General features: G+C 52.6%; 24 protein-coding genes. 3 read left to right on the top strand and 21 right to left on the bottom strand.

Annotation, left to right across the window (positions count from 1 at the left end):
• Nucleotides 1-3 precede the first annotated feature (3 nt).
• The 7 genes from QY332_05970 to QY332_05940 all read right to left on the bottom strand — a co-directional run bounded on the left by QY332_05970 (nucleotide 4) and on the right by QY332_05940 (nucleotide 5,464).
• The gene (locus QY332_05970; GenBank protein WKZ37477.1) at nucleotides 4-663 is read right to left on the bottom strand and encodes a TetR/AcrR family transcriptional regulator; all 660 of its coding nucleotides are present in this window, start codon (nucleotides 661-663) and stop codon (nucleotides 4-6) included.
• Nucleotides 664-698: 35 nt separating this feature from the next.
• Entirely contained in the window at nucleotides 699-1,892 is a 1,194-nt protein-coding gene (locus QY332_05965) for an alpha/beta hydrolase (protein WKZ37476.1), read from the bottom strand.
• Nucleotides 1,893-1,897: 5 nt separating this feature from the next.
• Nucleotides 1,898-2,104, bottom strand: a complete 207-nt coding sequence (locus QY332_05960; protein WKZ37475.1) for a hypothetical protein — start codon at nucleotides 2,102-2,104, stop codon at nucleotides 1,898-1,900.
• A gap of 47 nt (nucleotides 2,105-2,151) precedes the next feature.
• Nucleotides 2,152-2,892, bottom strand: coding sequence for a hypothetical protein (locus QY332_05955; GenBank protein ID WKZ37474.1), 741 nt, complete (start codon nucleotides 2,890-2,892; stop codon nucleotides 2,152-2,154).
• Nucleotides 2,889-3,599, bottom strand: a complete 711-nt coding sequence (locus QY332_05950) for an ABC transporter permease (protein WKZ37473.1) — start codon at nucleotides 3,597-3,599, stop codon at nucleotides 2,889-2,891. The genes QY332_05955 and QY332_05950 overlap by 4 nt, the downstream gene beginning before the upstream one ends.
• A complete protein-coding gene (locus tag QY332_05945; protein WKZ37472.1) occupies nucleotides 3,596-4,450 on the bottom strand; it encodes an ABC transporter ATP-binding protein in 855 nt (284 codons plus the stop codon). The genes QY332_05950 and QY332_05945 overlap by 4 nt, the downstream gene beginning before the upstream one ends.
• 156 nt (nucleotides 4,451-4,606) lie before the next feature.
• A complete protein-coding gene (locus QY332_05940) occupies nucleotides 4,607-5,464 on the bottom strand; it encodes a hypothetical protein (GenBank protein ID WKZ37471.1) in 858 nt (285 codons plus the stop codon).
• 173 nt (nucleotides 5,465-5,637) lie between these two features.
• Between QY332_05940 and QY332_05935 the strand changes: the two genes are divergently transcribed.
• The 3 genes from QY332_05935 (at nucleotide 5,638) to QY332_05925 (ending at nucleotide 11,527) form a co-directional block, all read left to right on the top strand.
• Entirely contained in the window at nucleotides 5,638-6,066 is a 429-nt protein-coding gene (locus tag QY332_05935) for a DUF3597 domain-containing protein (GenBank protein ID WKZ37470.1), read from the top strand.
• A gap of 207 nt (nucleotides 6,067-6,273) precedes the next feature.
• The gene (locus QY332_05930; GenBank protein WKZ37469.1) at nucleotides 6,274-9,909 is read left to right on the top strand and encodes an ExeM/NucH family extracellular endonuclease; all 3,636 of its coding nucleotides are present in this window, start codon (nucleotides 6,274-6,276) and stop codon (nucleotides 9,907-9,909) included.
• An 85-nt stretch (nucleotides 9,910-9,994) separates the two neighbouring features.
• Nucleotides 9,995-11,527, top strand: a complete 1,533-nt coding sequence (locus QY332_05925) for a YifB family Mg chelatase-like AAA ATPase (GenBank protein WKZ37468.1) — start codon at nucleotides 9,995-9,997, stop codon at nucleotides 11,525-11,527.
• Between the two features lie 2 nt (nucleotides 11,528-11,529).
• Here QY332_05925 and QY332_05920 read toward each other — a convergent pair whose 3' ends face one another.
• From QY332_05920 to QY332_05855, 14 genes are all read right to left on the bottom strand, one after another.
• Nucleotides 11,530-11,793 (bottom strand): hypothetical protein, encoded by a 264-nt coding sequence (locus tag QY332_05920; protein WKZ37467.1) that lies wholly within the window; start codon nucleotides 11,791-11,793, stop codon nucleotides 11,530-11,532.
• Between the two features lie 80 nt (nucleotides 11,794-11,873).
• On the bottom strand, nucleotides 11,874-12,341 hold the full coding sequence (locus QY332_05915; GenBank protein WKZ37466.1) for a methylglyoxal synthase: 468 nt from the start codon (nucleotides 12,339-12,341) through the stop codon (nucleotides 11,874-11,876).
• Nucleotides 12,342-12,414: 73 nt separating this feature from the next.
• The gene (locus QY332_05910; GenBank protein ID WKZ37465.1) at nucleotides 12,415-13,893 is read right to left on the bottom strand and encodes a B12-binding domain-containing radical SAM protein; all 1,479 of its coding nucleotides are present in this window, start codon (nucleotides 13,891-13,893) and stop codon (nucleotides 12,415-12,417) included.
• 50 nt (nucleotides 13,894-13,943) lie between these two features.
• Nucleotides 13,944-14,264 (bottom strand): hypothetical protein, encoded by a 321-nt coding sequence (locus QY332_05905; protein WKZ37464.1) that lies wholly within the window; start codon nucleotides 14,262-14,264, stop codon nucleotides 13,944-13,946.
• Nucleotides 14,265-14,684: 420 nt separating this feature from the next.
• Complete coding sequence (locus QY332_05900) at nucleotides 14,685-14,849, bottom strand: hypothetical protein (protein ID WKZ37463.1); 165 nt, start codon at nucleotides 14,847-14,849, stop codon at nucleotides 14,685-14,687.
• 40 nt (nucleotides 14,850-14,889) lie between these two features.
• Nucleotides 14,890-15,411: a hypothetical protein gene (locus tag QY332_05895; protein ID WKZ37462.1), complete on the bottom strand. Its 522-nt coding sequence runs from the start codon at nucleotides 15,409-15,411 to the stop codon at nucleotides 14,890-14,892.
• Between the two features lie 121 nt (nucleotides 15,412-15,532).
• Nucleotides 15,533-16,489 (bottom strand): hypothetical protein, encoded by a 957-nt coding sequence (locus QY332_05890; protein WKZ37461.1) that lies wholly within the window; start codon nucleotides 16,487-16,489, stop codon nucleotides 15,533-15,535.
• Nucleotides 16,490-16,736: 247 nt separating this feature from the next.
• Entirely contained in the window at nucleotides 16,737-16,895 is a 159-nt protein-coding gene (locus QY332_05885; GenBank protein ID WKZ37460.1) for a lmo0937 family membrane protein, read from the bottom strand.
• Nucleotides 16,896-17,037: 142 nt separating this feature from the next.
• Entirely contained in the window at nucleotides 17,038-17,943 is a 906-nt protein-coding gene (locus QY332_05880; protein WKZ37459.1) for a YihY/virulence factor BrkB family protein, read from the bottom strand.
• A 26-nt stretch (nucleotides 17,944-17,969) separates the two neighbouring features.
• Complete coding sequence (locus QY332_05875; protein WKZ37458.1) at nucleotides 17,970-19,220, bottom strand: AI-2E family transporter; 1,251 nt, start codon at nucleotides 19,218-19,220, stop codon at nucleotides 17,970-17,972.
• Nucleotides 19,217-20,497 carry an AI-2E family transporter gene (locus QY332_05870; protein WKZ37457.1) on the bottom strand — a complete coding sequence of 427 codons (1,281 nt, stop codon included), beginning with the start codon at nucleotides 20,495-20,497 and terminating at the stop codon, nucleotides 19,217-19,219. The genes QY332_05875 and QY332_05870 overlap by 4 nt, the downstream gene beginning before the upstream one ends.
• A gap of 236 nt (nucleotides 20,498-20,733) precedes the next feature.
• The gene (locus QY332_05865; protein WKZ37456.1) at nucleotides 20,734-21,687 is read right to left on the bottom strand and encodes a hypothetical protein; all 954 of its coding nucleotides are present in this window, start codon (nucleotides 21,685-21,687) and stop codon (nucleotides 20,734-20,736) included.
• A gap of 204 nt (nucleotides 21,688-21,891) precedes the next feature.
• The gene (locus QY332_05860; GenBank protein ID WKZ37455.1) at nucleotides 21,892-22,542 is read right to left on the bottom strand and encodes a rhomboid family intramembrane serine protease; all 651 of its coding nucleotides are present in this window, start codon (nucleotides 22,540-22,542) and stop codon (nucleotides 21,892-21,894) included.
• A 180-nt stretch (nucleotides 22,543-22,722) separates the two neighbouring features.
• Nucleotides 22,723-23,751: a BON domain-containing protein gene (locus QY332_05855; protein WKZ37454.1), complete on the bottom strand. Its 1,029-nt coding sequence runs from the start codon at nucleotides 23,749-23,751 to the stop codon at nucleotides 22,723-22,725.
• Between the last annotated feature and the right edge of the window lie 210 nt (nucleotides 23,752-23,961).

The raw sequence follows: 23,961 nt of genomic DNA, 5'->3' as shown, positions 1-23,961 counted from the left end.
CTCCTATGCCGCGGTTGTGAACTCTGATTCGGTCTTACGCAGACCATACTCCATCACATACAGCATTTTGTCGATTCTTTCCTGCGTTTTCGCGGAGCGCACCCACTTCATGATGTCCTTCTGCTTCACACCTTCGTTCATAATGTAGGAGCTGATGGCATTGCTCCACGTCTCCATGATCATGATCGCAAGTTCCACATCCACGCTGGGATCCACTTCGCTGTTCTGGATGGCTTGCATGATCATCGCCCGCAACCCCTGCGTGGAACGCTCACGGACATGATTGAAGTTTTGGTAATACAAGCCCTCGCCGAACATCACGCGGCTGATAGCTTGCACCAAACTCGGATAAGCGGAATTGAACGCCATGCCTTCCTTGATCATCCATCGAAAATACCCAAAAGTATCCATATTCATACTCGGCGGATGCTTCCCCTTGAAGTATTCCACCTTTTCCTGCTCCAGCACAGTGAGCAAATACATGAAAACATCCTGTTTATCCTCAAAGTATTGGTAGAAACTCCCCTTCGAGATGCCGCTGTTTGCCACAATGCGGTTTGTGGAGGCGTTCTCCAAACCATATTCTGCAAACTCGTTAATGGCGGCATTGATGATCGTATTGCGTTTCTCGTCGGGAAGGTTGAAAAACGTTTGTTTTGGCATGGGTCGCTATTTCCTTCATTCAATGCAAACTTCGGCTATTTCAGCACTTCATCCAGCCAATCGAACATGGTCGCGTTCGGCAATGCCAAATTATTGACCTGACAATGCGCCTCCCCGCCCTGTTCCTTGGTGAAGATGACCATCTTCTTCTTCGGGTTGGGTAACTGCTCAAAGCATTCACGCGTGATCTTGAGCGTGATCTCCGCTTCGCCTTCGCCAGCAATTAACAAGGCTGGGATTTTAATCTGCTTAACATCCACCTTCCCGTTGGTCAGGTAATCCCAGATTTTCCCGAAGCGCGCCGCGATATCCTTCGGGTTGAAGCTGATCTTCAAACCAAAGCGCCATACGATCTGGTCGAACGCCGTGCGGCTGACAGGGTCACTGCGGTCGTGTCCCTTTTGCTGTGCCAGTGCTGCGCGGAAGACATCCGGCATGGGCGGGTTGGCGATCATCGCCTTGAGGCGCGGGTCGAAGCGCGCGGCTTTGAAGGCGATATGTCCGCCCCAGCTAAAGCCGAAGAGCGCAAGCAGGTTCGGGTCCACTTCAGGACGCGTCAGCGTATAATCCACCAACGCTTTGGCAGTGATTTCCATCCGCGCGCCGAAATGCAATCCTTTATCTGGATTCATTCCCTGCCCCGCTAGATCAGCGGTGATGACGTTATAACCGCGCGCCGCCGCAGACGTGCCGATCATGAAGTAGCAGTCCTCCGCCCATGTCTCCACGCCTCCGACCACGACCAGAGTTGGCCTTGCTGTTTTGCTGTTATCCACGCCCCAAAAGTATCCCGACAACGTCTGCCCGTTGAACGGGACCTCGACAGGTTCGATGATGGGATTGGAAAGCTGCGCAGCTTTGCGGAAGCAGGCTTGCATGTTCTGCCAATGCTTATAGAAATCGGGATGTTTCCGCCCCATAATGAAAAGCGGACCGCGGTGATACGTGCAGGCGCGCAGGAACAACTTGCGGGCGGAATCTTTATCTCCTTTTTGAAGCGCCTCTTCCGCCTGCGCTTCGAGGCGCCGCGCCAGTGCAGACCATTCGGTGTACCAGGCTTGCACGTCGGCATTGGGAATTCGTTTGGCGGTTTCCAATAATTCCGTGCGGTCACTGCCATCATAAATTTCACGTCCCATCATCCAGGACAGGTAGTAGTCCATATCCTTGTGGTCAAAGTGTATTTTTTCCAGACTGCGCTGGGCGAAACCAGTTTGTTCGTTGCTCATTCAAGTTACCTCACAAGTAGATAGATGCCGCCGCCGATGGTAGCGATGCCGACGATGCTGAAAAAGATGACTGTCCCTTTTTCGGAGAGCAGTTGCACAAAACCCTGAATCTTACCGAGATTCCAAATCGACTGGGGTTTGAAATACGCCACATACAATACGGCAATGCCGTAAAGAATTAATATGTACGCGATGATGGTGAGTGTGTCCATGATGGATTCTCCTGAATAATTTACTTAAGCCGCCGAGCGCGAATTGATCATTGATGCAAAACTTTGTAAAACCTTCTCGCAAAAAAGGCGGCGACGAGCAGTTGGTACACAACCGCAATGACCACATACAGCCATACGTTCGTCTCGCCTGCGTACAACAGCCAGTAGACTTTCATGGGCCAGTAGGTGGGGACGATGCCGAATAACAGTTCCCAGCCCCTGGGCGCGAAGTAGGCGACGACAGGGGCGATGAAGATGAAACCCGTCAGTTTCATCAGCGCGAAGCCCTGTACCTTGTTCTGCGCGACGGAGCCGAAGAGCAGGGCAAGCATCGGCGCCATGGGCGCGGCGGCAATCGCCGAGAGCAGGACCGTTCGCAGGTCGAAAGGCGTCAGGTCCGCTAAGGGAAAGAGGACGAACATCAGCCCAAGGGTGAGGAAGATCGGAACCGTCACCCGATAGAGGACGTATCCGCTGATGGGTAAAGGAGTCACCTGAAGGGCGGTCAAGGTTCGGTCGTCCTTTTCATCCAATAAAAGAAAACCGATCAACGCGCCGAAGACCATTGGGCACATGCCGATAAAAAAGTACGCCAGCAAAACAGGATAGTATTGGACGAGATCGAAGTTGTATTGCTCCATCAACCGCGCGGTGAGCGGAGGCACGCCCCAGCGCAAGACCAGTGCCAGCATGATCGGCAGGAAGATCATCCACGAGGTCAGGCTGTCGCGGCGGACATTGCGAATGTCAATGGGACCGAGCGAACGGAAGACCGTGTTGAGGTTCATTTTTTACGCGCTCCTTCTTTTGCCACCACGAAGCGGTGGAACGTGCGCAGGCTGAGCCATAGAACGATGCCTGTCCATAAGATCGAATAAGCGATTCCGTAAACGATCTGCCAGGCAGGCACGGACGCGAACGCCGATTGAAGCAGGATGATGATCGCTTGTAACGGATGCAGAAACATCACCCAACTGCGCCAGATGTCGAAGTAATACAACAGCGGCAGGGAAAAGCCCATCGTCCACACGGCGGAGGGCAGGAGGAAATCACTGATCGAGTCGTAACGGGCGACGACGATGAAGCCGTACAGCGAAAGCATCGCAATGTAGAACACGATGCCCGTCACCAGCAGAAGCCAGTTGAAATTCACGCCTTGGATGATGACGATCATGGTGAGCGTCTCGAACAGCGAGAGCAGACCGAGAGTCAGCACCTTCGAGCCGAGGATCTCCCACGGGCGCAAGGGCGTGACGATCTGTGCCTCAAGCGTGCCTTCGCCTTTTTCAAGCAGGACAATGCCCGCCATGAAATAGAAGGAATTGATCGTCAGGTTGCCCGTGATGATGGCGGGCCACCAGTAACCAAAGTCGGTGACATCGAATTGTTTGAGCAGGACGATCATAACGACCGCGGTGAACGCCGACACATAATAGAAACCGTTACGGAATTGCAGACTCACATCCCAGCGGGCGAGGGAGAGCAGGCGCGTCATTCGAGCCTCCGTCCCGTCATCTGGATGAAGATGTTTTCCAGTGTTGCTTCCTGCGTGTGCAGGGTGCGGACGCTGCCTTCACGAAGCAATTTCAAGAACCCGGTATTATCTGCGAGACCCGCCAGTGCGAAATCACGTTGTTCATGTACCCCGTTCAAGCCGAATTCCACGCGCACGTCGGCTTTGCCGTAGCGCAATTTCAATTCACGCGGCGAATCGATCAGGCTGAGTTTGCCATCTACGATAAATGCGACGCGGTCGCACAGTTCATCGGCGATGTGCATATCGTGCGTGGTGAGAAAGACCGTCTTGCCCGCGTCCTTTTGGGCTTTGATCAGGTCCTTGATCTTGCGGGCGTTGACGGGGTCAAGCCCCGCGGTCGGTTCGTCCAAGAAGAGCAGTTTGGGCTTGTTCACCAGCGAACGCGCCACGCTCAGGCGGTTCTTCATCCCTTTGGAATATTGCGAGACGAGCATATCGGCATCGTCCAGCAAGCCGACCTTTTCGAGCAATTCTTCGGGCTTTGCCACCGATCCCTGATACAGCGCGCCGAAGTAACGCAGGTTCTCGCGCGCGGTCAATTTGCTGTAATGGTTGGGCAATTCAAAACTTACACCGACCTGTTCGAAATATTCATAACCCCACTCGCGCAGGTCGCGGTCGAACACGCTGACCGACCCTTGAAAGCCTTGCAGGAGCCGAAATAAAATCTTCTGCGTGGTCGATTTGCCCGCACCGCTTGGTCCGAGAAAGCCGAAGATCTCGCCGGGCTGGACGTTGAAACTGATGTCCTTGATGGCGGGCTTGGTCGTGCCAGTATATGTAAAAGTAAGATTCTCAACGCGGATCATAGTTGTTCCTTTATTTGATTACCCCGCTGTGGTCGGCGGCGGGTGAATAGATATGACCTTGTGGTCATGTGACCACAAGGTCATATTCTACGACGATTCGCCCCCGAGTCAAGGGCAAAATGTCACATTCGCCTCATCCCCCGCCTTTATCTGATTCTATTTTCTCCAGCCTTTTCCACCGCTGAAAAAAATCCGCGAGACGTTCATCTTACGGATTCTCAAACTGGTCACTGGCTTACTTTTCAATCCAATCAACTTCTCCCCTACCATCTTCATCACCAACCCCGCCCGCCAAAAAGCGACCGCTGCCATGCCATGCGCAAGGACAGCAAACAACGGCGGCGTTTCATAGGTGTAGTACGTCCAGCATTCGCGGGTGGTACCCCACAATTCAAGGAAATAGCCCAGCCCCGCGCCTGCGATAAAGGTCAGCAAGGCAAAGCGATGGTCCGCAGGAGTGAGGATGAGCAGAATGCACAGGATCGTCGCCAGCCATGTATAGGACTTGTCAAATGTCGGGGAGACAAAGACCAGCATCAAGGTTAGGAAGGAGGCGAAGGTGATCCAATAGAGATGAAAGAATAGAGCATGGTGAATGGTCGTCTTGCGTTCGATGATCCAATTGAAGTATCGTGCAATCCGATCAATGGACAAACTCGCAATCGGCCAGGCGGGGATGATCCACAAGGGCGGACGTTCGTTGGTGTAGTAATGCCAGAGTTCCGTTTGGGTGCCCCAGCTTTCGATTGCCAGCCCGCCACAGATGCCAACGAAGACGATCAGCACATCCGTTTTGAGATTTGCGCGCGCCACAATCGTAATGGACATAAACAGGAAAACACCGAGCAAAAGCCAGTCCATATACAGCCACCATTTTCCGTTCCAATCCACATAGGCGAGGTACTCCTCCGCAAGGGGCCACCAAATGTACATAATGAGGAAGATGGTCACAAAGAACCCGCCCAGCAATATGGACGAGTCACGGGTCCAGAAGGGTTGTTTTTGGTTTTCCATGCGCGGATTATATTGCATGGCAGGGTAAAAGAAAACAACTCCCCGTATCGGTTTTCTTTTTTTAAGGTTACACAGGCTGCAACAGGATATAATGACCTGGTTGATTATGTACGATCTGTAATCAATCATATTTATCAACCCACATAGCACATATATCGAAAGGAAATAACATCATGGGATTCTTCAGTAAAATTCTCGAAAAACTTGGCATCAAAAAGGATAAGGGTGCTGCCGCATCCAAGGGGGCTGCCACTCCTTCCGCATCCAGCGGCGCGGGTGCAAAACCCGCGGTCATGGGCAAGGGTGAGAGGGATGACATGGCTGCCGCCACTCGGGCGCCTATTTCAGAGGTGGACGTGGTCAAACAACTGGAGCAGCTTTCCGCCGGGAAAGACCTGAACTGGAAAGTCTCCATTGTGGACCTGCTGAAGCTGCTCGATATCGACAGCAGCCGCGAGGCACGCAATGAATTGGCGACCGAACTTGGCTGTCCCGCTGAACTGATGAGCGACTCGGCAAAGATGAACACCTGGCTTCACAAGGAAGTTTTAAGGAAGATCGCTGCGAACGGCGGCAATATTCCGAAGGAACTTTTGGACTAGAGAGTCGATAATACATCAACAGTGTGGGCAGATGCCCACACTGTTTTATTTTATAAAGAAGGGAAACATTTTAATGCAGGAAAATTCCATATATAATTTACATGTCTGGCGACTTGCATTTTTGCAAGGCCTCACCTACAATAGGGTTGCTTGCGCTTGCATCTTTTTTATGACCTAGTTCAGTTTCGACGTAAAAAGGAGAAAGCAATGCCAAAGTTTCCAAATAAGTTGTCCGCCAGTATCATTATCTTGACGATGATCTTAGCTCTGATGCCATTGCAGTTCGCAAGCGCTGCTACGCCAACAGAGCTATTTTTTTCTGAGTATATCGAGGGCTCCAGCAATAACAAGGCGCTCGAGATCTACAATGGCACTGGCGCGGCAATCAACCTGTTGGCTGGTGGTTATAACATCCAGGTGTACTTCAATGGTTCTTCGGCAGCAGGATTGACGATCAACCTGACAGGCACAGTTGCAAATAGTGATGTGTATGTTATCGCCCAGTCCGCTGCCACTCCAACAATTCTTGCCCAAGCCGACCAGACCAATGGATCTGGCTGGTTCAATGGCGATGATGCAGTTGTACTTCGCAAAGGCACAACGGTCATTGATGTGATTGGTCAAATCGGATTTGACCCCGGTACTGAATGGGGTTCGGGACTTATCAGTACAGCCGATAACACCCTGCGCCGTAAAACGGAGGTCTGCGCCGGCGACCCGGACGGGTCAAATGCCTTCGACCCCGCTGCGGAATGGGATGGATTCGCCACCGATGCAGTTGATGGATTGGGGAGTCATATTGCGAATTGCGACGACCCCCAACCCACGGTGATCAACGAGGTGTTGGCGAGCACCACTGGGACAGATGTGGAATATGTTGAACTCTATGGTGAGCCTGGCGCATCACTGGCAGGCTTGAGCCTGATCTATATAGAGAGCAACAATGGCACGTCCCTTGGCAACATTGACTTCCGCTATGATTTTGCACTCACTGACACCATCGGGGTCAACAGTTTCTTCTTGATCGGCACAACATCGAGCCTGCAATCGGTCTACGGTGTAACACCAAACATTAACATTGCCACTAACAGTCTGGAGAATAGTAGCGCAACTGTGGCATTGGTTGATACAGCCAGCCTGAGCGGTATCAGTGTAAATGGCAGCGAGATCGTGCTTGATAGCGTTGGCATCACTGACGCGACTGCCAGTACCTTCTTCTTTGGCGCCCCGGTGGTCGGCCCCGATGGAAGTTTCTTTCCTGCTGGTATCCGTCGTCTTACAGACGGCGTGGATACCGACACCGCAGCCGACTGGGTGATCAGTGACTTCAACCTCGGATCAGCAAACACGCCCACAGCCGGTGCATCTGCCGACCTTGCCCCGACAGTGACTGAAACGAATCCTGCTGCTGGCACCACCAACGTGCCGGTGGGCAGCAATGTCAGCGTGACATTCAGCGAGAGTGTGGATGTGGCTGCTGGAGCAATCGGTGTTGAGTGCCCGGCTGGTACTCAGGTCGCTAGCAACAGTGCCACTAATGACGTCACGAATGTGATAATCGACCCGTCCAGCGATTTGCCCTCAAACACCACTTGCGTGATTGTAATCAATGCAAATGGTGTGACCGATAATGACGGCACGCCCAATTCCTTGACGGGCACTACCAGTTTTAGCTTCACTACTGGTGCTGGCATTGCGATTACGCCAATCCATATCATCCAAGGCAGCGGCAGCACCGCCGCTGCTGGCACCTTCACGGTTGAGGCAATCGTAGTGGGCGATTACCAAACTCAGGGCAGCGGTCAGATGCGCGGTTTCTTCATCCAGGAAGAGGATGCCGACACCGATGCCGACCCAGCCACTTCGGAAGGCATCTTTGTCTTCTGCAGCAATTGCCCCACACCGGTTAGTGTCGGTGATAAGGTACGGGTCACCGGCGCCTCCAGCGAATTCTTTGGGATGAGCCAGCTCACGGCTTCCACCGCAGCCAGTGTCAACGTGATCAGCCCGGGCAACCCGTTGCCCACCCCAGCCAGCGTCCAACTGCCTGTGCCCGGTGTGCCCAGCGATGACATCACTCTCGCCACAGCCGCCATCAATGCCTACTTCGAGGCGTTTGAGGGGATGCTAGTGACCTTCCCAGACGTCCTCTCGGTCAGTGAATACTTTGAACTGGCTCGCTACGGCCAGGTGATCCTCACCGAAGGCGGACGCCCGCACACATTCACCGCAGTCAACATGCCCAGTGTGCTTGGCTTGATCAATCATGAGATCGATCTGGCAAGCCGTACGATCATCCTCGACGATACCGATAACCGCCAGAACCGCCCTGTGGATGTTCCGAACACAGCCTACTACCACCCCGTGCCGGGACTCAGCATAAGCAACTACTTCCGCGGCGGCGACACGATTACGGACCTCACCGGCGTGCTCCACTGGTCGTTTGCCGGTCAGACCGGCACGGACGCCTGGCGCATTCGCCCGGTGACAGAAGCCTATAACTATGCCTTCACCCCGGTCAACCTGCGCCCGGATGTACCTAATGTCGATGGTAACCTAAAAGTTGCCAGTTTCAATGTCCTTAACTACTTCTTGACCATCGATACCAGTGACATCTGCGCCCCAACCCAGAATCAGGACTGTCGAGGTGCCGATAGCACCCAGGAACTGGAACGCCAACGCACCAAACTGCTGGCAGCCTTGTCTGCTCTGGACGCCGATGTGGTTGGCTTGATGGAGATGGAAAACACTCCTGGTGTCGAACCGCTGGCTGATATTGTGGCCGGCCTACCGGGATATGCCTACATCGATACTGGCGTGGTCGGTACCGATGCCATCCGCGTTGGGATCATTTACAAGACATCCACTGTTCAGCCGTTCGGTCCGTACGCCATCCTTGATAGCAGCGTTGATCCGAATTTCATTGATACCCGAAACCGCCCGGCGCTGGCTCAGACATTTGAGGAAACCGCCACTGGCGCGCGTTTCACTGTGGTCGTCAACCATCTGAAGAGCAAAGGTTCGGGCTGTGGCGCCGGTGATGACGATACCACCACCGGTCAAGGCAATTGCAATGGCACACGCACACTGGCGGCTCAAGCCCTGGCAGACTGGCTTGCCACCGACCCGACCGGCAGCGGTGACCCCGACGTACTGATCATCGGTGACCTGAATTCCTATGCCAGGGAAGACCCGATCGTCGCTCTGCAAAATGCCGGATATACCGATTTAGTGGCGGCCTTCGGTGGTCCCAGCGCCTACGGTTACGTATTCGACGGCCAGCTTGGCTACCTCGACCACGCTCTCGCCAATTCCAACCTGAGTTCTCAAATCATTGGTCTGGCGGAGTGGCACATCAACGCCGACGAGATTCCGCTCTTCGATTATAACGATGACGAACGGACTGCCAACGAAGCCACATTCGAAGAAGAGTCTGATAGGCTTCCGCTCTACGAACCCAACGCGGTCCGCACCTCTGATCACGACCCGGTGGTGGTTGGCTTATGCCTGGCTCCGATGGCAACCGTCAGCGCCACACCATCGGTCTTGTGGCCTGCCAACCACAAATACGTGGACGTGAACGCCACGGTTCTCGCCTCAGGCAATACGACTTCGATCACGCTGCTCTCTGTCACGTCCAATGAACCCGATGACGGCGACGATGATGGCAACACCGTGGACGATATCGTCATCGTGGAAGACTTTAATTTTAAACTGCGCGCCGAACGTTCGGGCTTGGGAACGGGCCGCATCTACACCATCACCTACCTGGTGACCAACACCTGTGGCACGACGACAACCGCCACAACAACAGTAACAGTGCCACTTAACCAGGGCAATTAGTTAAACAAAGTAAGCGGGAGGCTCGTCGAACGACGAGCCTCCTTTGTTTTAAAACCATGCCATCGAAGTCTGATAAAATCGCCCCATGTTATCCCGCGTATATTCCTGCGCTGTAGTGGGGCTGGAAGGTGTCATCGTCGAAGTCGAAGTGGATTACACCAACGGTCTGCCCGGCGTCACCATCGTCGGTCTGCCCGATGCCGCCGTGCAGGAAAGCCGCGAGCGCGTTCAAACCGCCGTCAAGAACGCGGGCCTGCACTTCCCCCGTCATCGTATCGTCGTCAATCTCGCGCCCGCCGTCGTCCGCAAGGAAGGTCCCGCCTACGACCTGCCCATTGCACTCGGTGTCATCCTCCTTGCGGATTATCTCCCCCATGATGTTGTGGATGATACCCTGGTGATCGGGGAACTCTCGCTGGACGGAGTCGTACGCCATACACGCGGTGTATTGCCAATGGCGGCCACAGCGCGGGCCAATGGATACAAGCGGATGTTCGTCCCCGAAGCGGATGCAGGCGAAGCGGCCTTGATCCCGGACCTTGAAATTATCCCGGTCAAATCGCTTGCGGATCTGTACGACCATTTGGCTGGCCGGCGTTTCATTGAGCCTTACCAGCGCTCCACCAGCGATGAACTCGAACCGCTCTTTACCCCCACAGATTTCTCGGAAATCAAAGGACAGGAGCACGTCAAACGCGCACTCGAGGTCGCGGCGGCTGGGGGGCACAATGTTCTGATGGCTGGGTCACCAGGCAGCGGCAAAACGCTTTTAGCCAGAGCCATGCCCGGTATCCTACCAGAAATGTCCATTGAAGAATCATTGGATGTCACGCGCATCTACTCGGTTGCAGACCAACTCCCCGCTGGCACACCGCTCATCAAGCATCGTCCGTTCCGCGCGCCGCACCACACCATCAGTCACGCGGGACTCGTCGGTGGCGGCAACATCCCCAAGCCCGGCGAAATCTCGCTGGCACACAGAGGCGTGCTCTTCCTTGACGAATTCCCAGAATTCGGCACGCGCGTCCTTGAAGTGATGCGCCAGCCGATGGAGGACAAAGTCGTCACCATCAGCCGTGCCAAAGGCTCGCTTACATTTTCTGCAAACTTTCAATTAATTGCCGCGATGAACCCCTGCCCATGTGGACATTTTGGAGACTCTCAAAAAGCCTGCACCTGCGCCCCTGCCGTAGTGACTAAATATCAAAAACGAATCTCCGGTCCCATCCTTGACCGAATTGACATCCACATCGAAGTCCCGCGCGTGGACTACGAAAAACTCAGCGGGGATCGATTAGGCGAAACATCCGAAACCATCCGCAAGCGCGTTCAAGCGGCACGAGATATTCAAAATAAACGTTTCTCGATCAATGGTTCATCTGACATCGTCTGCAACGCCGACATGCGCATCGGGGAGGTACGGCAATTTTGTCAGTTGCAACCCGAAGGTCAAAGCCTGATGCGGGCGGCGATGAGTCAACTCAATTTGTCCGCGCGTGCTTATCATCGCATCCTCAAACTGGCACGTACGATCGCAGACTTGGCAGGGAGCGAAGAGATCCAGTCACCGCATTTGGCGGAGGCGTTACAATACAGGCCAAAAATTTTGGTGGGATAACTCTACACTTTGGATTCCGCCTCGGATTCCATCTTATCCAGCCTTGTGTAATAGTCTCGAATCTCTTTCAGGTGCGCCCATGCAATTTTTCCTGTAAGAAGCAGGTCGTCACCGGTCACATCGGTCTGCGGGTCAGACGCACCATGCTCAAGTTCCACTTCAAGCCCGCGCCGAAATTGCTCCTGGTCTATTTGCGACCAGTCAATTTTTAACAGGGCTCCAACGGAACGTGCTTCCCGGATTGAGAATTCTCGTCGATTATTCATATTGTTTTCCTCTTTCTTCAGCATGGCTGAAACCTTGTTCTGTATGTTTGTCATTTATTTTTTACAGGGAGTGTTTCTCATTACCCATTTTCCATCTTCGACCGATTCCTATATACATCATATTCAGGAAGCAAACGAGAATATTCCTCATCCATCAGAGGGGACGAAACCATAAAATCGGCGGTTGCCCGGTTGCAGGCCATGGGAATGTTCCACACAACAGCCATCCGCAAAAGAGCCTTCACATCCGGATCGTGGGACAAGGACTCCAGCGGATCCCAAAAGAAAATCAGGAAGTCAATATCGCCATCGACGATTTTTGCACCAATCTGCTGATCCCCGCCTAGCGGTCCGCTCTCAAGTTTGTAAATCGGAAATCCAAGTTCCTTTTCCAGGAATGCCCCTGTTGTACCCGTGGCGTAAATTTTGTGGTGCGCGAGAAGGTCCCTATTGAACTTTGCCCACTCAACCAGATCCCGCTTTTTATTATCATGCGCCACAAGCGCAACCTTTTTATCTCGTTCGATCATAATTTTATTTTGTTCCATAAACACTCCTTGGTCGATTCTACATTACACAGGAAGCCGAACCAACGGGATGGCTGCATCCACATGCCCACCTTCAGTCGATATGCAACTCAGCCACACGACGAAAATGAAAGCCGTATATGGCAAACGTGATCGCCAGCGGAAACAGGCGCGGCCGATGATACAGCGTCCAGAAAAAGAGCCGCCAGTATTGGATGCGCTCAACCCCGCTGACACCCAGCTGGTACATGGATCGCAACAGTGCCATGATATATTGCGGCTCAAAATGGACTTTAATGTTGGGTGGCTGGTATTCGCGGAGAAACGTCAAAACACGCTCGTAATAATGCCTGGGTGCGTAGATATGGCGTAGTATCTCGCGGTAGCCTTTTCTCAGGGGTCCCAATCCCATCTTGGGAATGATGTTGGTCGAACCATCCACATTATCGCCCGAAAACTCTTTTACCAAACGGTCTTCCTTTTGCATGCGTTCGTAGAGGCGTGTTCCCAATGGAGCTTGCAGCAACCCGACCATGGCTGTCACGATGCCGCTTTTCTGAATGAAATCAATTTGCTGCTGGAAAATCAAGGGGGAATCATTGTCGAACCCAACGATGAATCCGCCCTGCACCTGAAGGCCTGCGCGCTGGAGTTGTTTGACGCTTTCCACCAGATCGCGCCCTTTGTTTTGGCTTTTGCTGCATTCCGTCAGGCTGTCTTCATTGGGTGTTTCGATCCCGACAAAGACCGTGGCGAAACCTGCGGCAACCATTAACTTCACCAACTCTGGATCGTCAGCCAGATTGATGGATGCCTCTGTACTGAACGACATGCCGGTTTTGCCTTTTCGCCATTCGATCAAGGCTGGCAACACCTCGGTCTTGATGTGCTTCTTGTTGCCGATAAAGTTGTCGTCCACAAAGAAGATGCTCTTACGCCAGCCCAGTGCGTAGAGACTGTCCAGTTCGGCGATGATCTGTGCGGCGGTCTTGGTGCGCGGACGATGCCCCAGCAAGGCGGTCACATTGCAAAAATCACAATTGAAGGGACAGCCTCGTGAGAACTGAATGCTAATCGTGTCATAATGCTTGAGGCTTGCGAGTTCCCAAAGCGGGATGGGAGTTTGGTGGATATCCGGGAATTTATCGGACGAGTAAACGCGTCGAGCCTGACCCTGTTCCAGGTCCCGCAAGAACGGCAGGAGCGTCTCTTCAGCCTCGTTCAGAATAAAATGGTCCACATCCAGGAATTGCTCATGTTCCATCGTGAAGAGCGGACCTCCTGCCACCATCTTTGCTCCAACAGCTTTACAGCGCCTGACAACGGTTCGGACCGATTCACGCTGCACAATCATGGCACTGATGAAGACGTAATCTGCCCATTTCAGGTCCTCATCTTTGAGGTCAATTACATTGAGATCGACCAGCCGCTTGTCCCACTCGGAAGGCAGCATGGCCGCGACAGTCAACAGACCCAGTGGGGGGGCGCCCGCCTTCTTGCGAACAAATTTAAGTGCGTGCTTGAAACTCCAAAAGGTGTCGGGAAATTCGGGGTAGATCAAAAGGATGTTCACAGCTGTCTCCTCTCACGGGTTGTCATCTATCAGCTTGACATCGTTTTATTTTACGCAAGCGGCACTTCGTGCAGGAATCCGATAAAAACCAGTTCATCCACGGCGCGGATGGTATGCTGTTCGCCTGTGTCAAACACAAGGAGTGTATTCGGCCCGCAGGTATGCTCAACGCCATCGCCGCCCGTGAAGACGCCCTTTCCTTTTAGTACCACCACGAAAAACGGTGAACTGGGTGCATGATGTTCACGAATGGATTGATCGGACTTGAGGGTGAAAAGGATCGCCCGGCCCTGCCTGTCGACGTGCAGCGGCTCAGCATGGGGATCGTTGCTTCCAAACTCCAGGTTTTCCAATAAGTTTGCGAGTTTCATGTAAATTTCCTCTGGCGATCAAATCAATATGATGTGCTGATTTTTGCTTGGGACATTACGCTTCTTTCCCTGACCGATAACGCTGTTTCCACAACCTCAATAATCCGCTGTGCTGAATCCGCCTGGGCCACGATGATCAATTTGTGACGGTGCGGCTGCTCGGCCAATTCGCCTGCGAGTCGCCCCGTACGCCTCAAGGCGATGACCGGACGGTCTTCCGAGGATGGCCGTTTGTTTTCCTCCGATCTCGCCGCCGATTAGTACGGTAACTGGCAGCCACCTTTCAACTGTAATGCAGAGACAGCCTGCGCCAAATCCAAACGTTTGTCAGAGAAAACGAAAGCGGTTGCTGATTTGGAAAAGAAATCTTCTGACTGCACATGGTTAACCAGCTGCCCTGTACCTTTTATTTCCAGCCTGCTATTTCTCGGTGGCCGGCACAACAACGCTGATTGTCGACACGGGCACCAGGGCAATATTGTCTCCTGCTTTTGAAAACAAACGCAGCCGGCCATGCACATAAACAAACGGATATGCCAGCAAGATCATCACATCTATAACGATAAAAAGCAAATTCAACTTCATCAGGCTATCTCCTCGAAAACACCCACATGCAGCAGGTATCCTATACGGTTTTCTGATCAAAATGATCCTTGATACGTTTGACCTTTTGGCGGTTGATCTCATGTTCCGCCACCCGCTTGTTGAATTCGACATCATCGATGATCGCAATATCAGGCGGGTTTTGAGCGGAAAGCAACAGGGCCGCATCGTCCCTGAGTTTGATATCCTCAAAGACCTTCAAGAAAGCCCCCGCAACCTGGCGTACGAATCTGTGGTCATCGATCATTTCGGCATCTTCCACGGGCGGGGCCGGCACGGGTTGCGGAGGTTCGCGGTATACGACCCTGAGCATAAGCTTGCCGTGATCAACGAAGGGATAGTCTATGTGTGACGGTAATTCGCCAAGTTCGCCGCGGTCCAGGATGAAGGCATAGCGGAGCCCATCGCTATGGCAGGACACCACCTGAATTTGAAGTTCATTTGCAAGATCATGCAACAAGCGCGGGTCGAAGTAATTACCAAAGGGGATTGAGGTGTGCGTGGCAATATAGTTGTCATTAAGGATGCCGAACAATACAACCATGCCAGAATCCGGGTCCTGGGTCAATCGCCAGCGTTTAAATCTCGGAATTAATCCCCATTTTTTCAGGACCGCCGATACCTGGGATCTGATGCGCCGGGTTTTCTGATCAAAATGACGTGGATTAATTGTCTGCGGCATCATCTGTATCCTTCTCATCACTGCGTTGCAACTCATCTTTAACTTCATCAAGCCACTGGTGCACTTGATCATCCGGCGTTGTGACCTGATAGCCGCCCTCGAGAACGTCACTTTCAAGATATGGCGGCGTGGTCGTATGTATATGCGGCGGAATCACAGTCACCGATGCCTGTACCTTCTCAACAGGCTCATCAAGGATTTGTTGGTTGGCTTGTTGAATCTTCAGCCAGCGCCAGAATCCCCAGATGATCAAACCCGCCAGCAGCACAAGAAAGATCGGCAGGCACCACATCCAGAGAAAAGCTATCGGGCCCTGTCTTTGTTCCTCGCGCTGGCGTTCCTGATCGGTATACCAGTAAGATGTCGCAACGGCGGACTGGGTTTGGGTGGCGATATGATTGGCAACAGCTGTCTGGGTGTCGGCAGCAAGATCATCTCGAAACTGTTGAATCGCCACGGCTTCTGCACTTGTTGTCGCCAGGTCCGCCATTTGTGTTTGTTGGATCGAATCCTGGATCAGTGCGGCGTTCTGTGTCGATCCGGCTGAATGTATGGTTGCCTGCGCATTTGCGCGCACAATTGCGGCAGTACCTGCTATCTGAGCCGCAATGACGTTGGCATTGTTTTGGCTCTGGGTTTGTGCCGCACTCAATGTTGCATCGGCGGACTGTACGGTCGCCTGCGCGTTGGCGCGCATTATCTCGGCGGTGGCCGCCGCCTGATTATCGGCGCTACTCTTCTGCTGGGTCAATGCGGCTGCGAGAGTTGCCTGGGCGCAGGCCTGACACGGTTCACCCATTTGTGTTGACAGGGGCAACAGGAATTCATCCCCTGCTGCAACGGGTGTGACTGTCATATCACCACATGCAGTGAGGGTCAGCAATAATAAGATCAACCCCCAGCCCATGGCAATATGCAGATCGTGACGCATAGCATTCATGTTAATTTTCCAATCCGTCAAAACTACCGTAAAGAAACCATTTACCTCCCATCCGCCTGCATAAATCCATCAAGTGGTTCAACAGTTTTTTTACGGCAGGTGGACACGCGTGCTAGCGCAGGTAGCCAATTATGAACAATACTAATAAAACGATAATAATCGTGTATACCATTGGAATCTCCTTTCTTGTATTGCGTACCGTGAGGCATGGCCTAGCAGCCTCTCCCTTTTTCAACGAAGGTCCACCCTAGATGATCCCCAGCAAACTCAAAATGATGAGGATAACCGCGATGACAAGCAAAACGTGCAGGGTGTTGCCCGAGCGGGGAATGCCGGAGAAGACATTCGGTCCGAAATATCCGAGCAGCCAGAGTATGAGCAGAATTACGATGATCCAGGTAAGCATGAGATTTCTCCTTTTGGGTGATTGATCCTACAAGTTCATCATACGATCAAAACTCCCCAGCCGCATCCATCGGCTGGGGAATGTTGTTCTCCGCCATTTGGGGGAGACCCTGGTACCGCCACCACGTCCATTCGATGGAAGTTTACTGATGTATTTTGCCTGGCAATCCTTTTTGCTCTTGTTTGAGTTGGAAATAAGAAACGCTTAAGTAAGCGCCAAAGTGAAAGATAAGGCCGCTCAGATATGACCAGACAAGGAAGGCAATAATGGTCGCTACTGACCCATAGACCAGATTCGTTACAGAGATGTAGGTGGAAATAAATGCCAGGAAGACTTTCTTGGCCAGCTCCCACAGGAGACCGGCTCCGATCGCGCCGGCTAAAATCCCGCGCCAGGTGGCAGTTCCATGCGGGAGCAGCATGTAGAGCACCATAAACAAGGCAACATCAAGCAGGATCGCCAGCACCACACCACCCCCAGCCTCCAGTGAAATGATCGGCTCGGGTAACAAGGGGCGTAGGTGGGCGATCAAACTACCGGTAAATGAAGCCAGGAAAAGCGCCGGCCCGACGAAGATCAGGACAAATAGGATAGCCAGGCCACGCCGCTTCCAGAATGCCCGGTGTTGTCTCATGCCCCAAATTTGATTCAGTGTATGAGTGAAGGTATAAAAAACCGTGGAGGCAGACCATATCAGACCAACCAAAGCAAGGCCGCTTACGGGTCCGCGCGCCTCGACAATTTCATCAATATTTTGTCCCAATAAACGGCCCATGGCCGGCGCAACAAACTCCAGCCTTTGAATGATGAGCTGCCGGTCCATGGACCCGCCAAGGCTGAAGCTTGCAATGGAAATGCTTAAGAGCACAGTGGGAAAGATGGAAAAGAGGGCAAAGTAGGCGATCGCCGCGGCAGTAATTGCTGTCTCAGGCTTTAGGGTTTCCTTTGCAGCATCCGCCAGCATCCATAACCAGCCGCGCGTCAGTTCATTAATTTTGTTTACGCTGCGAATACTTTTTTGCTTTACCTGTTCAATATAGGTAGCCATTTTGAATGCAGACATTCTCTGGTAGGTCAGGATTTGGATAGAGACGATCCATCTTCGCTCTTGAAGGACCGGGGCGGGTAGAATGGATCGGATGGTTCAGCCGGGAGAGCCGCCTGTAGAATTGGCTCAGCCTTCCCCATCAGATCAGTAAGGCGCTCCATACTGCTGATCACCAATGGTGGAGGCAGTTCATCCATCTCCTTGATGACAGCCGACAGGCGGGCTTGCCGTTCTTTCAGATCTGAAACCTGGGAGGCAGCACCTGAAGCGAGGCGGTCACTGACCAGACGTCTCCACAGGATTTGGCATACCACGGATAAAGGCGGTGCAATAATAATGCCGACTATGCCAAAAGCATCTGCCAGTGCCAAAAGTATGACCAAAGTCAAAACAGGATTTTCCCAATCGCGATTGTAAAGGCGCGGCTTGACCCATACTTTCAGGATGATCACAACAATAAGCGTATAGAAAACCGTTAACAGGCCAAGCTGAACACTTGTCAGCAATCCAATTAAAAGCGGCAGAATCACCGCCAAGAAAGCCCCCACGACGGGGATCAGCCATGCCAGCATGCCGATCAGCGCCAGCAGTGTCGGGTATTGGGATCCGAGCAGCCAATAACCAACCACTAACAGTAATCCCACCAGCAGGCTCTGGGCCACCTCGCCGCGAATGTAGGCGCCGAGGACAGGTTCGATCGTCTTCCAAATGTCTCGAGCTTGTTTGCGAAGTTCAGATGGAAGCAGCGAAAGCCAGAGTCGTTCAAAATGAATTTGATTGATGCTCCAATAGATGCTTAGAAACAGAATGACGATCACACCGCTCACAACCCCGCCAATGCCCTGCGTGAAGCCGAGTATGGCCGGCAGAACAAACTGCCCGTGGTCGCCGGTAACTGCTTCGAAGAGTTTACTTGGCGGCGGCAACCGCGCAACCAGTGCCTGATCGAACAAGCTGCCCTCCAGCCACGGCGGCATCCTCCAGGCATCCTGCGCCGACAGCATTTGGGCTAATTGTTGAATATCGCCGATTACCAGCCTGCCAACAAGCGAGATCAAATATCCGAAACCGCCCAGGCTTATCAGATAGAGCAAGATCAGTAGCAGACGCATCACGATGCTGCGCCTTGACCAGTCGATAATTAATGGGCGGACTGTTGCCGCAAGTGCAAATGAGACAATAAGGTAAATAACCACGATACGGAATTGCCACAACAGCACCAGCGCCAGCAAGGTCGTCATCACTGCTGTAGCAAACACCACCAGTTTCTTTGTCATGCTTCGTCCTGAGTACCGACCTGAGCTAGTAGTGCATCCAAGTCAGTTGTGATCGTCTCGATCTCATCCATCACTTGATCGATCTGCTTGATCCTCAGATCTGAGCCCCCTTTCCCGAGCCGCGCCTGCTTACGCAGGTCTTGAGCCAAATCCTGTGCTTCATAGCGCAGCCGGCTCGCATAATCACGTCCGGATGAGACATCCGGTTCCATCGTCGCTGGATGAAAGACGAAGCGATTAAGCAGAAGCTGAATAATGGCTGCCATGGGAATCGCCATCAGCGCGCCGGCAATGCCGAACAAAGTGCTAAAGGCAAAAAGCGCCAGTAACGTGACAAATGGGTTGACCCCGACCGCCTTGCGCATGACGCGCGGCACCAGCAGGCTGTTTTCCAATTGCTGAATAAGAGCTGTTGCAACAATGACCCATACCATCTTTTCCGGCGCAATGGACAGCGCAACCAGCGCTGCGGGAATGGCACCCAGCAGCGGACCCACCATCGGTACAGCTTCCAACACTCCCGCGACAAGCGCCAATACCAGGGCATTGGGCAAGCCAATGATCACATAGGCAAGAAATGCCAGGATGCCGATGATCAAGCAAAGGAATCCTTGTCCGGCGATGAAGAAACCAACCTTGGTTTCCATGGCTAAAATCAGTTCACTGATGCTCTCGCGCTGGTCTTGTGGGACAAGCAATAGGAATGACTGAATGGTTCGTGGTCCTTCAAGCGTCCAGTAAAAAGCCAGCACCAGAATCACTATGACTAGGAAGACAACCCAGACCGCCGATGTTACATACCCCAGCGCCTGCCCTGCTGAAGTCATTACCTCCTCTCCCGTTTGCTGCGATGCGCGCGGCATCAGGCTCGGCAATTCAGCCGGGAGGAATTCACTTAGGCGCACAATTAATAGGTTGGGATAATTGACCATCCACTCACGCAGGTTTTGATAATAGCCCGGCATGGCAGCGACGATCGTTGTGCCTTGCTCGACAATCAATGGAAATAACAACAGCACGAAGCTGATCAGCAGGGTGAACAGCAGGATATAGACAAGAATGACTCCCGCTATTTTAGGGAGCCCATGCTGATAAAGCCAGGTTACGACTGGCCGTATCACTGTGCCCATCACGATCGCGATAAACAGAATGAAGACCACCTGATTAAAACGATAGAGAAGCCAGAAGCCGAGCAGGACAGAAACCAGTACCAGAGTCGCCCACACGACCCGACGGAAGGTCCAATCATACGGCTGCGAAGGGGGGGAAAGCGCCATCCTACCCTACTTTTCGAAGATGCTTGAGATAGGTCGTACCATTGATTTATTACACTTCTTCATAATGCTTCTCCTTCCAAGCTGCAGTGAAACGCAGATCCAGATGACGCCCAAAAGGTTCAAAACGACACTGGCTTGTTCTGCAACTTATCATACATACATCATCCCCAGCCGCATCCATCGGCTGGGGAATGTTGTTCTCCGCCAGTTGGGGGAGATGGTACATGGGACTGAACCTAATCCTCCAGCACAACAAAGGCGGCTGGAACACAGGTAAAGCCCAGGCCTATCGAATACGAGTCTTTCACGCCGTCCTGGCCTGGATTGAACTTGCCGGACGAGTCCAACAGGTCCATGTCAGGGGAGACCGCAAGCATCAACAAGGGATTCTTCTCAAGTTCCTGGGCAGTAATGATCCCATCCTTGTCCAAGTCGAAGGCCTGCAGGAGCGGGCTTGCCGCAGGGTTGTTTGCCGTGATCATTTGGTTGAGCCCATCAGCAATTGCCGGAAGCAGTCTGCTTTGGAATTCTTCGGCGGTCACGCCGCCGCCCAGTTTGCCATCAACACACCCATCTGCGCTGAAGGTTGCTTCAAGACGTACTCCGATCAAACCCACCTCAACCTGCTGGCCCAGCAAAAGCATGCGGACATATGCCGAGCCCGGTCCGCCTACAAAGCGGCCGTTCGCAAGCGAACCAATGATCGGCGAGTTGGGAGGCGTGTCTGAATCGAGGACAAACTGGTCAGAGCCATCAAAGCCGGGGGGAGACTGGGCGGCCTGTCCCAGGAATACCGACCACGATACGCTTGGGTCATTCAGGATATCATCCGTCTTCACCATGTGAAGCGTGACCAAGTGACCAGAGTCCACGGCCTGATCGAGGGTCGACTGTAATTCAAGGATTGGGGCTGCGGAAGTCAGCAATGTAAGCAGTTCCCCGAATTTGTTATCAGGTTTCTGTTGCGAATCCTCATCCACGTCCAGCGCAAAAGCCTGTGTTTGTTCGCGGGTTGCCGGCAGCAGAAGTTTGTTGGTTACAAATTGATACTGCACGCCTGTAGCCGGTGTTTCCACAACGGTCGGCGGCGGGGCAGGCTGTGCAGGTGTTGGTTTTACAGCGCTGCAAGCTGTCAGCAACAATAAAATTGCCAGGCCGGCATGTAGAGAAAAAACTTTTTTAGTATTCATGATCGATCTCCTTTTTATTCGTACCTATTCAACTTATCATACATGGAAGCGCTCCATGGCTGCACCCATCGGACGGGGAGTATCGATCTCCGTCAATTGGGGGAGGCTGCAGAAACATTAAACGGGAGGCCGGCAGAGGAACCTGCCAGCACCGCAAGAATGCGCAAGGCCAGTCCAGGCACCTCGATCCACCTTCGCGGCGATTTAACCCGTCAGACGCGGTGCCGTATTTCCCCTAAATAAGAAGGTCAGGATAAATCCCGCCACAAAGCCGCCAATGTGCGCCATGTAAGCCACACCGCCCGTGTCCGCTGTGCTGGCAATGGACCCGATGCCGCTGAAAAGCTGCAAAACGAACCAGAATCCAATCACGATCAGTGCCGGCAAGGGAACCACTCGTTGACCCTGCATTACGCTGACCCTTCCTTGCGGGAACATTACAAGATACGCGCCAAGTACACCGGCAATCGCTCCAGAGGCTCCCAAGTTTGGAATATTTGATTCCATACTAAAAACCAGCTGTGCAAACGTTGCCCCAAGCCCGCAAAGCAGGTAGAAGATTGTGAACTTGCCATGCCCAAAACGGTCCTCCACATTGTCACCGAAGATCCATAAGTAAAGCATGTTGCTTCCCAGGTGAAGCAGACCGGCATGCATGAACATGGAAGTGAACAGTGTGGGAAAATCCCCGATGGGATCGGCGAGGAAGCGACTGGGAACAAAAGCCCACTTCATAATGAAGGCATCACCGCCGCCCAACTCTACAAGAAAAAACAGGACATTCAGAACGATCAACGCATACGTCACCAGTGGCACCGTTTTGCGCGAGGAATTATCATCACCGATTGGTAGCATAAGCTTTATCTCCTTTTACTCAATTGGATTTACAGTATCATGATCAGCAAACTATATGGTTTTGCTTAAAATTGAAATTGACTATCATTATCCTCCCGGCGGAGAACGTCCTGTATTTCAAGCTTTATGCTATCCACAACAGGCAGGCTGGCTGGAGTGTATGTACGCCGGCCGGGTTCCTCATCCACCCAGGCTATCATTCGCCAGAAGTTCTTCACTGTACACCCGCTCCTTCGTCACAGGGTTGGACGACGTGCTGCGGCCCGCCGAATTTTCCATTTTTTCACCTGCCGGCGGAGACTTAACCGTAAATACCACGTCATCCGGACAATAAGGATAAGGGGGAACCCAGTCTTCGTTGGGAGCAATAAAGTAAGCGGGGTCAAAATCCATATAGTGATCCCTGTCGTTGCTGCGGATATACAGAAACCCCGATATCCTGGTAAGATGACGAACCGCTTCCATGCGCACAATGACTAGCCGCTCTGCGGGCCGGGCTTTGCCATCCTTCTGTGAATTGAGCCCGGAGTGCTGATCGATGAAGTTTCCCTGAATGACCATCGCAATCACGCGCCGGTTATTCGGATTAATAATGACCTGCTTTACAACGGCGGAGACCCAGTCAAGAAAATAAATGGTTCCCCCAATGATGGGCTGCAGGAATGGCTGACCTTTCAATTTCAACCTGGCCCCGGAGACTTCAATATTATTGACGACGCCGCGGACATTTGGGTTGCCAGCCGCACATTTCTCTGCCAACAATCTGATATTCTCGTCCCTGACCGTCCCGTTTATCGAAACCACCCCATAGGATGCACCCGTAAAAAACTTACAGTGATATGCCTGCTCCAAACTTCCCAATTCAGCAGCCACATCAAGCGTAAGCTGGTCATCCAGAATGAGGTCGTTTTTTATTTCCACGTCACCCGCAGTGGCACGAATGGCGTTTTCGATTCGGCTCCAACTGCTTTGACCCAGGATATGACCGCTCAAGGTAACGATCTCATTTTTTACACGAAGATCAATTTCGTAATAATCCAACGCCCGCAGGACATCATCCTTCCAGAGAGCATTGGCAATATTTTCCCTCAGCGCTGCATCCTTTTTTTCGAGCGTGCTCAGGTTATTTCCACGATCCGTTGCTGTGCCTCGCTCATCACAGCGCGTGGTCTGATGAGGGCTGTGGTTTGATATCTGTACGCTACCCATAGTATTTTCCTTCTGTTCAAAGCGGCGGGCGGCATGGGCCCAAAATTCTTCAAGCAAAGCGCCACCGACTTAAAATAACGATAAGGGTCAGAAACAGGACCGCGGGGTTGCGGCTACAATAAAAATCCAATCATGATCAAGACCACTATAATGACGGCCAAACTATTGATGAAACCGTTTGTGTGATGGAGTGCGGAGGAATCGGAACGG

The organism is Anaerolineales bacterium, assembly GCA_030583885.1.
In the GTDB taxonomy this organism is placed as follows: domain Bacteria; phylum Chloroflexota; class Anaerolineae; order Anaerolineales; family Villigracilaceae; genus Villigracilis.
The sequence above is the reverse complement of the archived record's forward strand: the minus strand, read 5'-3'. Positions and strand labels throughout refer to the sequence as shown.

Bases quoted from the DNA above. Each gene is read 5' to 3' on its own strand.
- QY332_05970 (WKZ37477.1), bottom strand. From the start codon at position 663: ATGCCAAAACAAACGTTTTTCAACCTTCCCGACGAGAAACGCAATACG.
- QY332_05965 (WKZ37476.1), bottom strand. From the start codon at position 1,892: ATGAGCAACGAACAAACTGGTTTCGCCCAGCGCAGTCTGGAAAAAATA.
- QY332_05960 (WKZ37475.1), bottom strand. From the start codon at position 2,104: ATGGACACACTCACCATCATCGCGTACATATTAATTCTTTACGGCATT.
- QY332_05955 (WKZ37474.1), bottom strand. From the start codon at position 2,892: ATGAACCTCAACACGGTCTTCCGTTCGCTCGGTCCCATTGACATTCGC.
- QY332_05950 (WKZ37473.1), bottom strand. From the start codon at position 3,599: ATGACGCGCCTGCTCTCCCTCGCCCGCTGGGATGTGAGTCTGCAATTC.
- QY332_05945 (WKZ37472.1), bottom strand. From the start codon at position 4,450: ATGATCCGCGTTGAGAATCTTACTTTTACATATACTGGCACGACCAAG.
- QY332_05940 (WKZ37471.1), bottom strand. From the start codon at position 5,464: ATGGAAAACCAAAAACAACCCTTCTGGACCCGTGACTCGTCCATATTG.
- QY332_05935 (WKZ37470.1), top strand. From the start codon at position 5,638: ATGGGATTCTTCAGTAAAATTCTCGAAAAACTTGGCATCAAAAAGGAT.
- QY332_05930 (WKZ37469.1), top strand. From the start codon at position 6,274: ATGCCAAAGTTTCCAAATAAGTTGTCCGCCAGTATCATTATCTTGACG.
- QY332_05925 (WKZ37468.1), top strand. From the start codon at position 9,995: ATGTTATCCCGCGTATATTCCTGCGCTGTAGTGGGGCTGGAAGGTGTC.
- QY332_05920 (WKZ37467.1), bottom strand. From the start codon at position 11,793: ATGAATAATCGACGAGAATTCTCAATCCGGGAAGCACGTTCCGTTGGA.
- QY332_05915 (WKZ37466.1), bottom strand. From the start codon at position 12,341: ATGGAACAAAATAAAATTATGATCGAACGAGATAAAAAGGTTGCGCTT.
- QY332_05905 (WKZ37464.1), bottom strand. From the start codon at position 14,264: ATGAAACTCGCAAACTTATTGGAAAACCTGGAGTTTGGAAGCAACGAT.
- QY332_05900 (WKZ37463.1), bottom strand. From the start codon at position 14,849: ATGAAGTTGAATTTGCTTTTTATCGTTATAGATGTGATGATCTTGCTG.
- QY332_05895 (WKZ37462.1), bottom strand. From the start codon at position 15,411: ATGGTTGTATTGTTCGGCATCCTTAATGACAACTATATTGCCACGCAC.
- QY332_05890 (WKZ37461.1), bottom strand. From the start codon at position 16,489: ATGAATGCTATGCGTCACGATCTGCATATTGCCATGGGCTGGGGGTTG.
- QY332_05885 (WKZ37460.1), bottom strand. From the start codon at position 16,895: ATGCTTACCTGGATCATCGTAATTCTGCTCATACTCTGGCTGCTCGGA.
- QY332_05880 (WKZ37459.1), bottom strand. From the start codon at position 17,943: ATGGCTACCTATATTGAACAGGTAAAGCAAAAAAGTATTCGCAGCGTA.
- QY332_05875 (WKZ37458.1), bottom strand. From the start codon at position 19,220: ATGACAAAGAAACTGGTGGTGTTTGCTACAGCAGTGATGACGACCTTG.
- QY332_05870 (WKZ37457.1), bottom strand. From the start codon at position 20,497: ATGGCGCTTTCCCCCCCTTCGCAGCCGTATGATTGGACCTTCCGTCGG.
- QY332_05865 (WKZ37456.1), bottom strand. From the start codon at position 21,687: ATGAATACTAAAAAAGTTTTTTCTCTACATGCCGGCCTGGCAATTTTA.
- QY332_05860 (WKZ37455.1), bottom strand. From the start codon at position 22,542: ATGCTACCAATCGGTGATGATAATTCCTCGCGCAAAACGGTGCCACTG.
- QY332_05855 (WKZ37454.1), bottom strand. From the start codon at position 23,751: ATGGGTAGCGTACAGATATCAAACCACAGCCCTCATCAGACCACGCGC.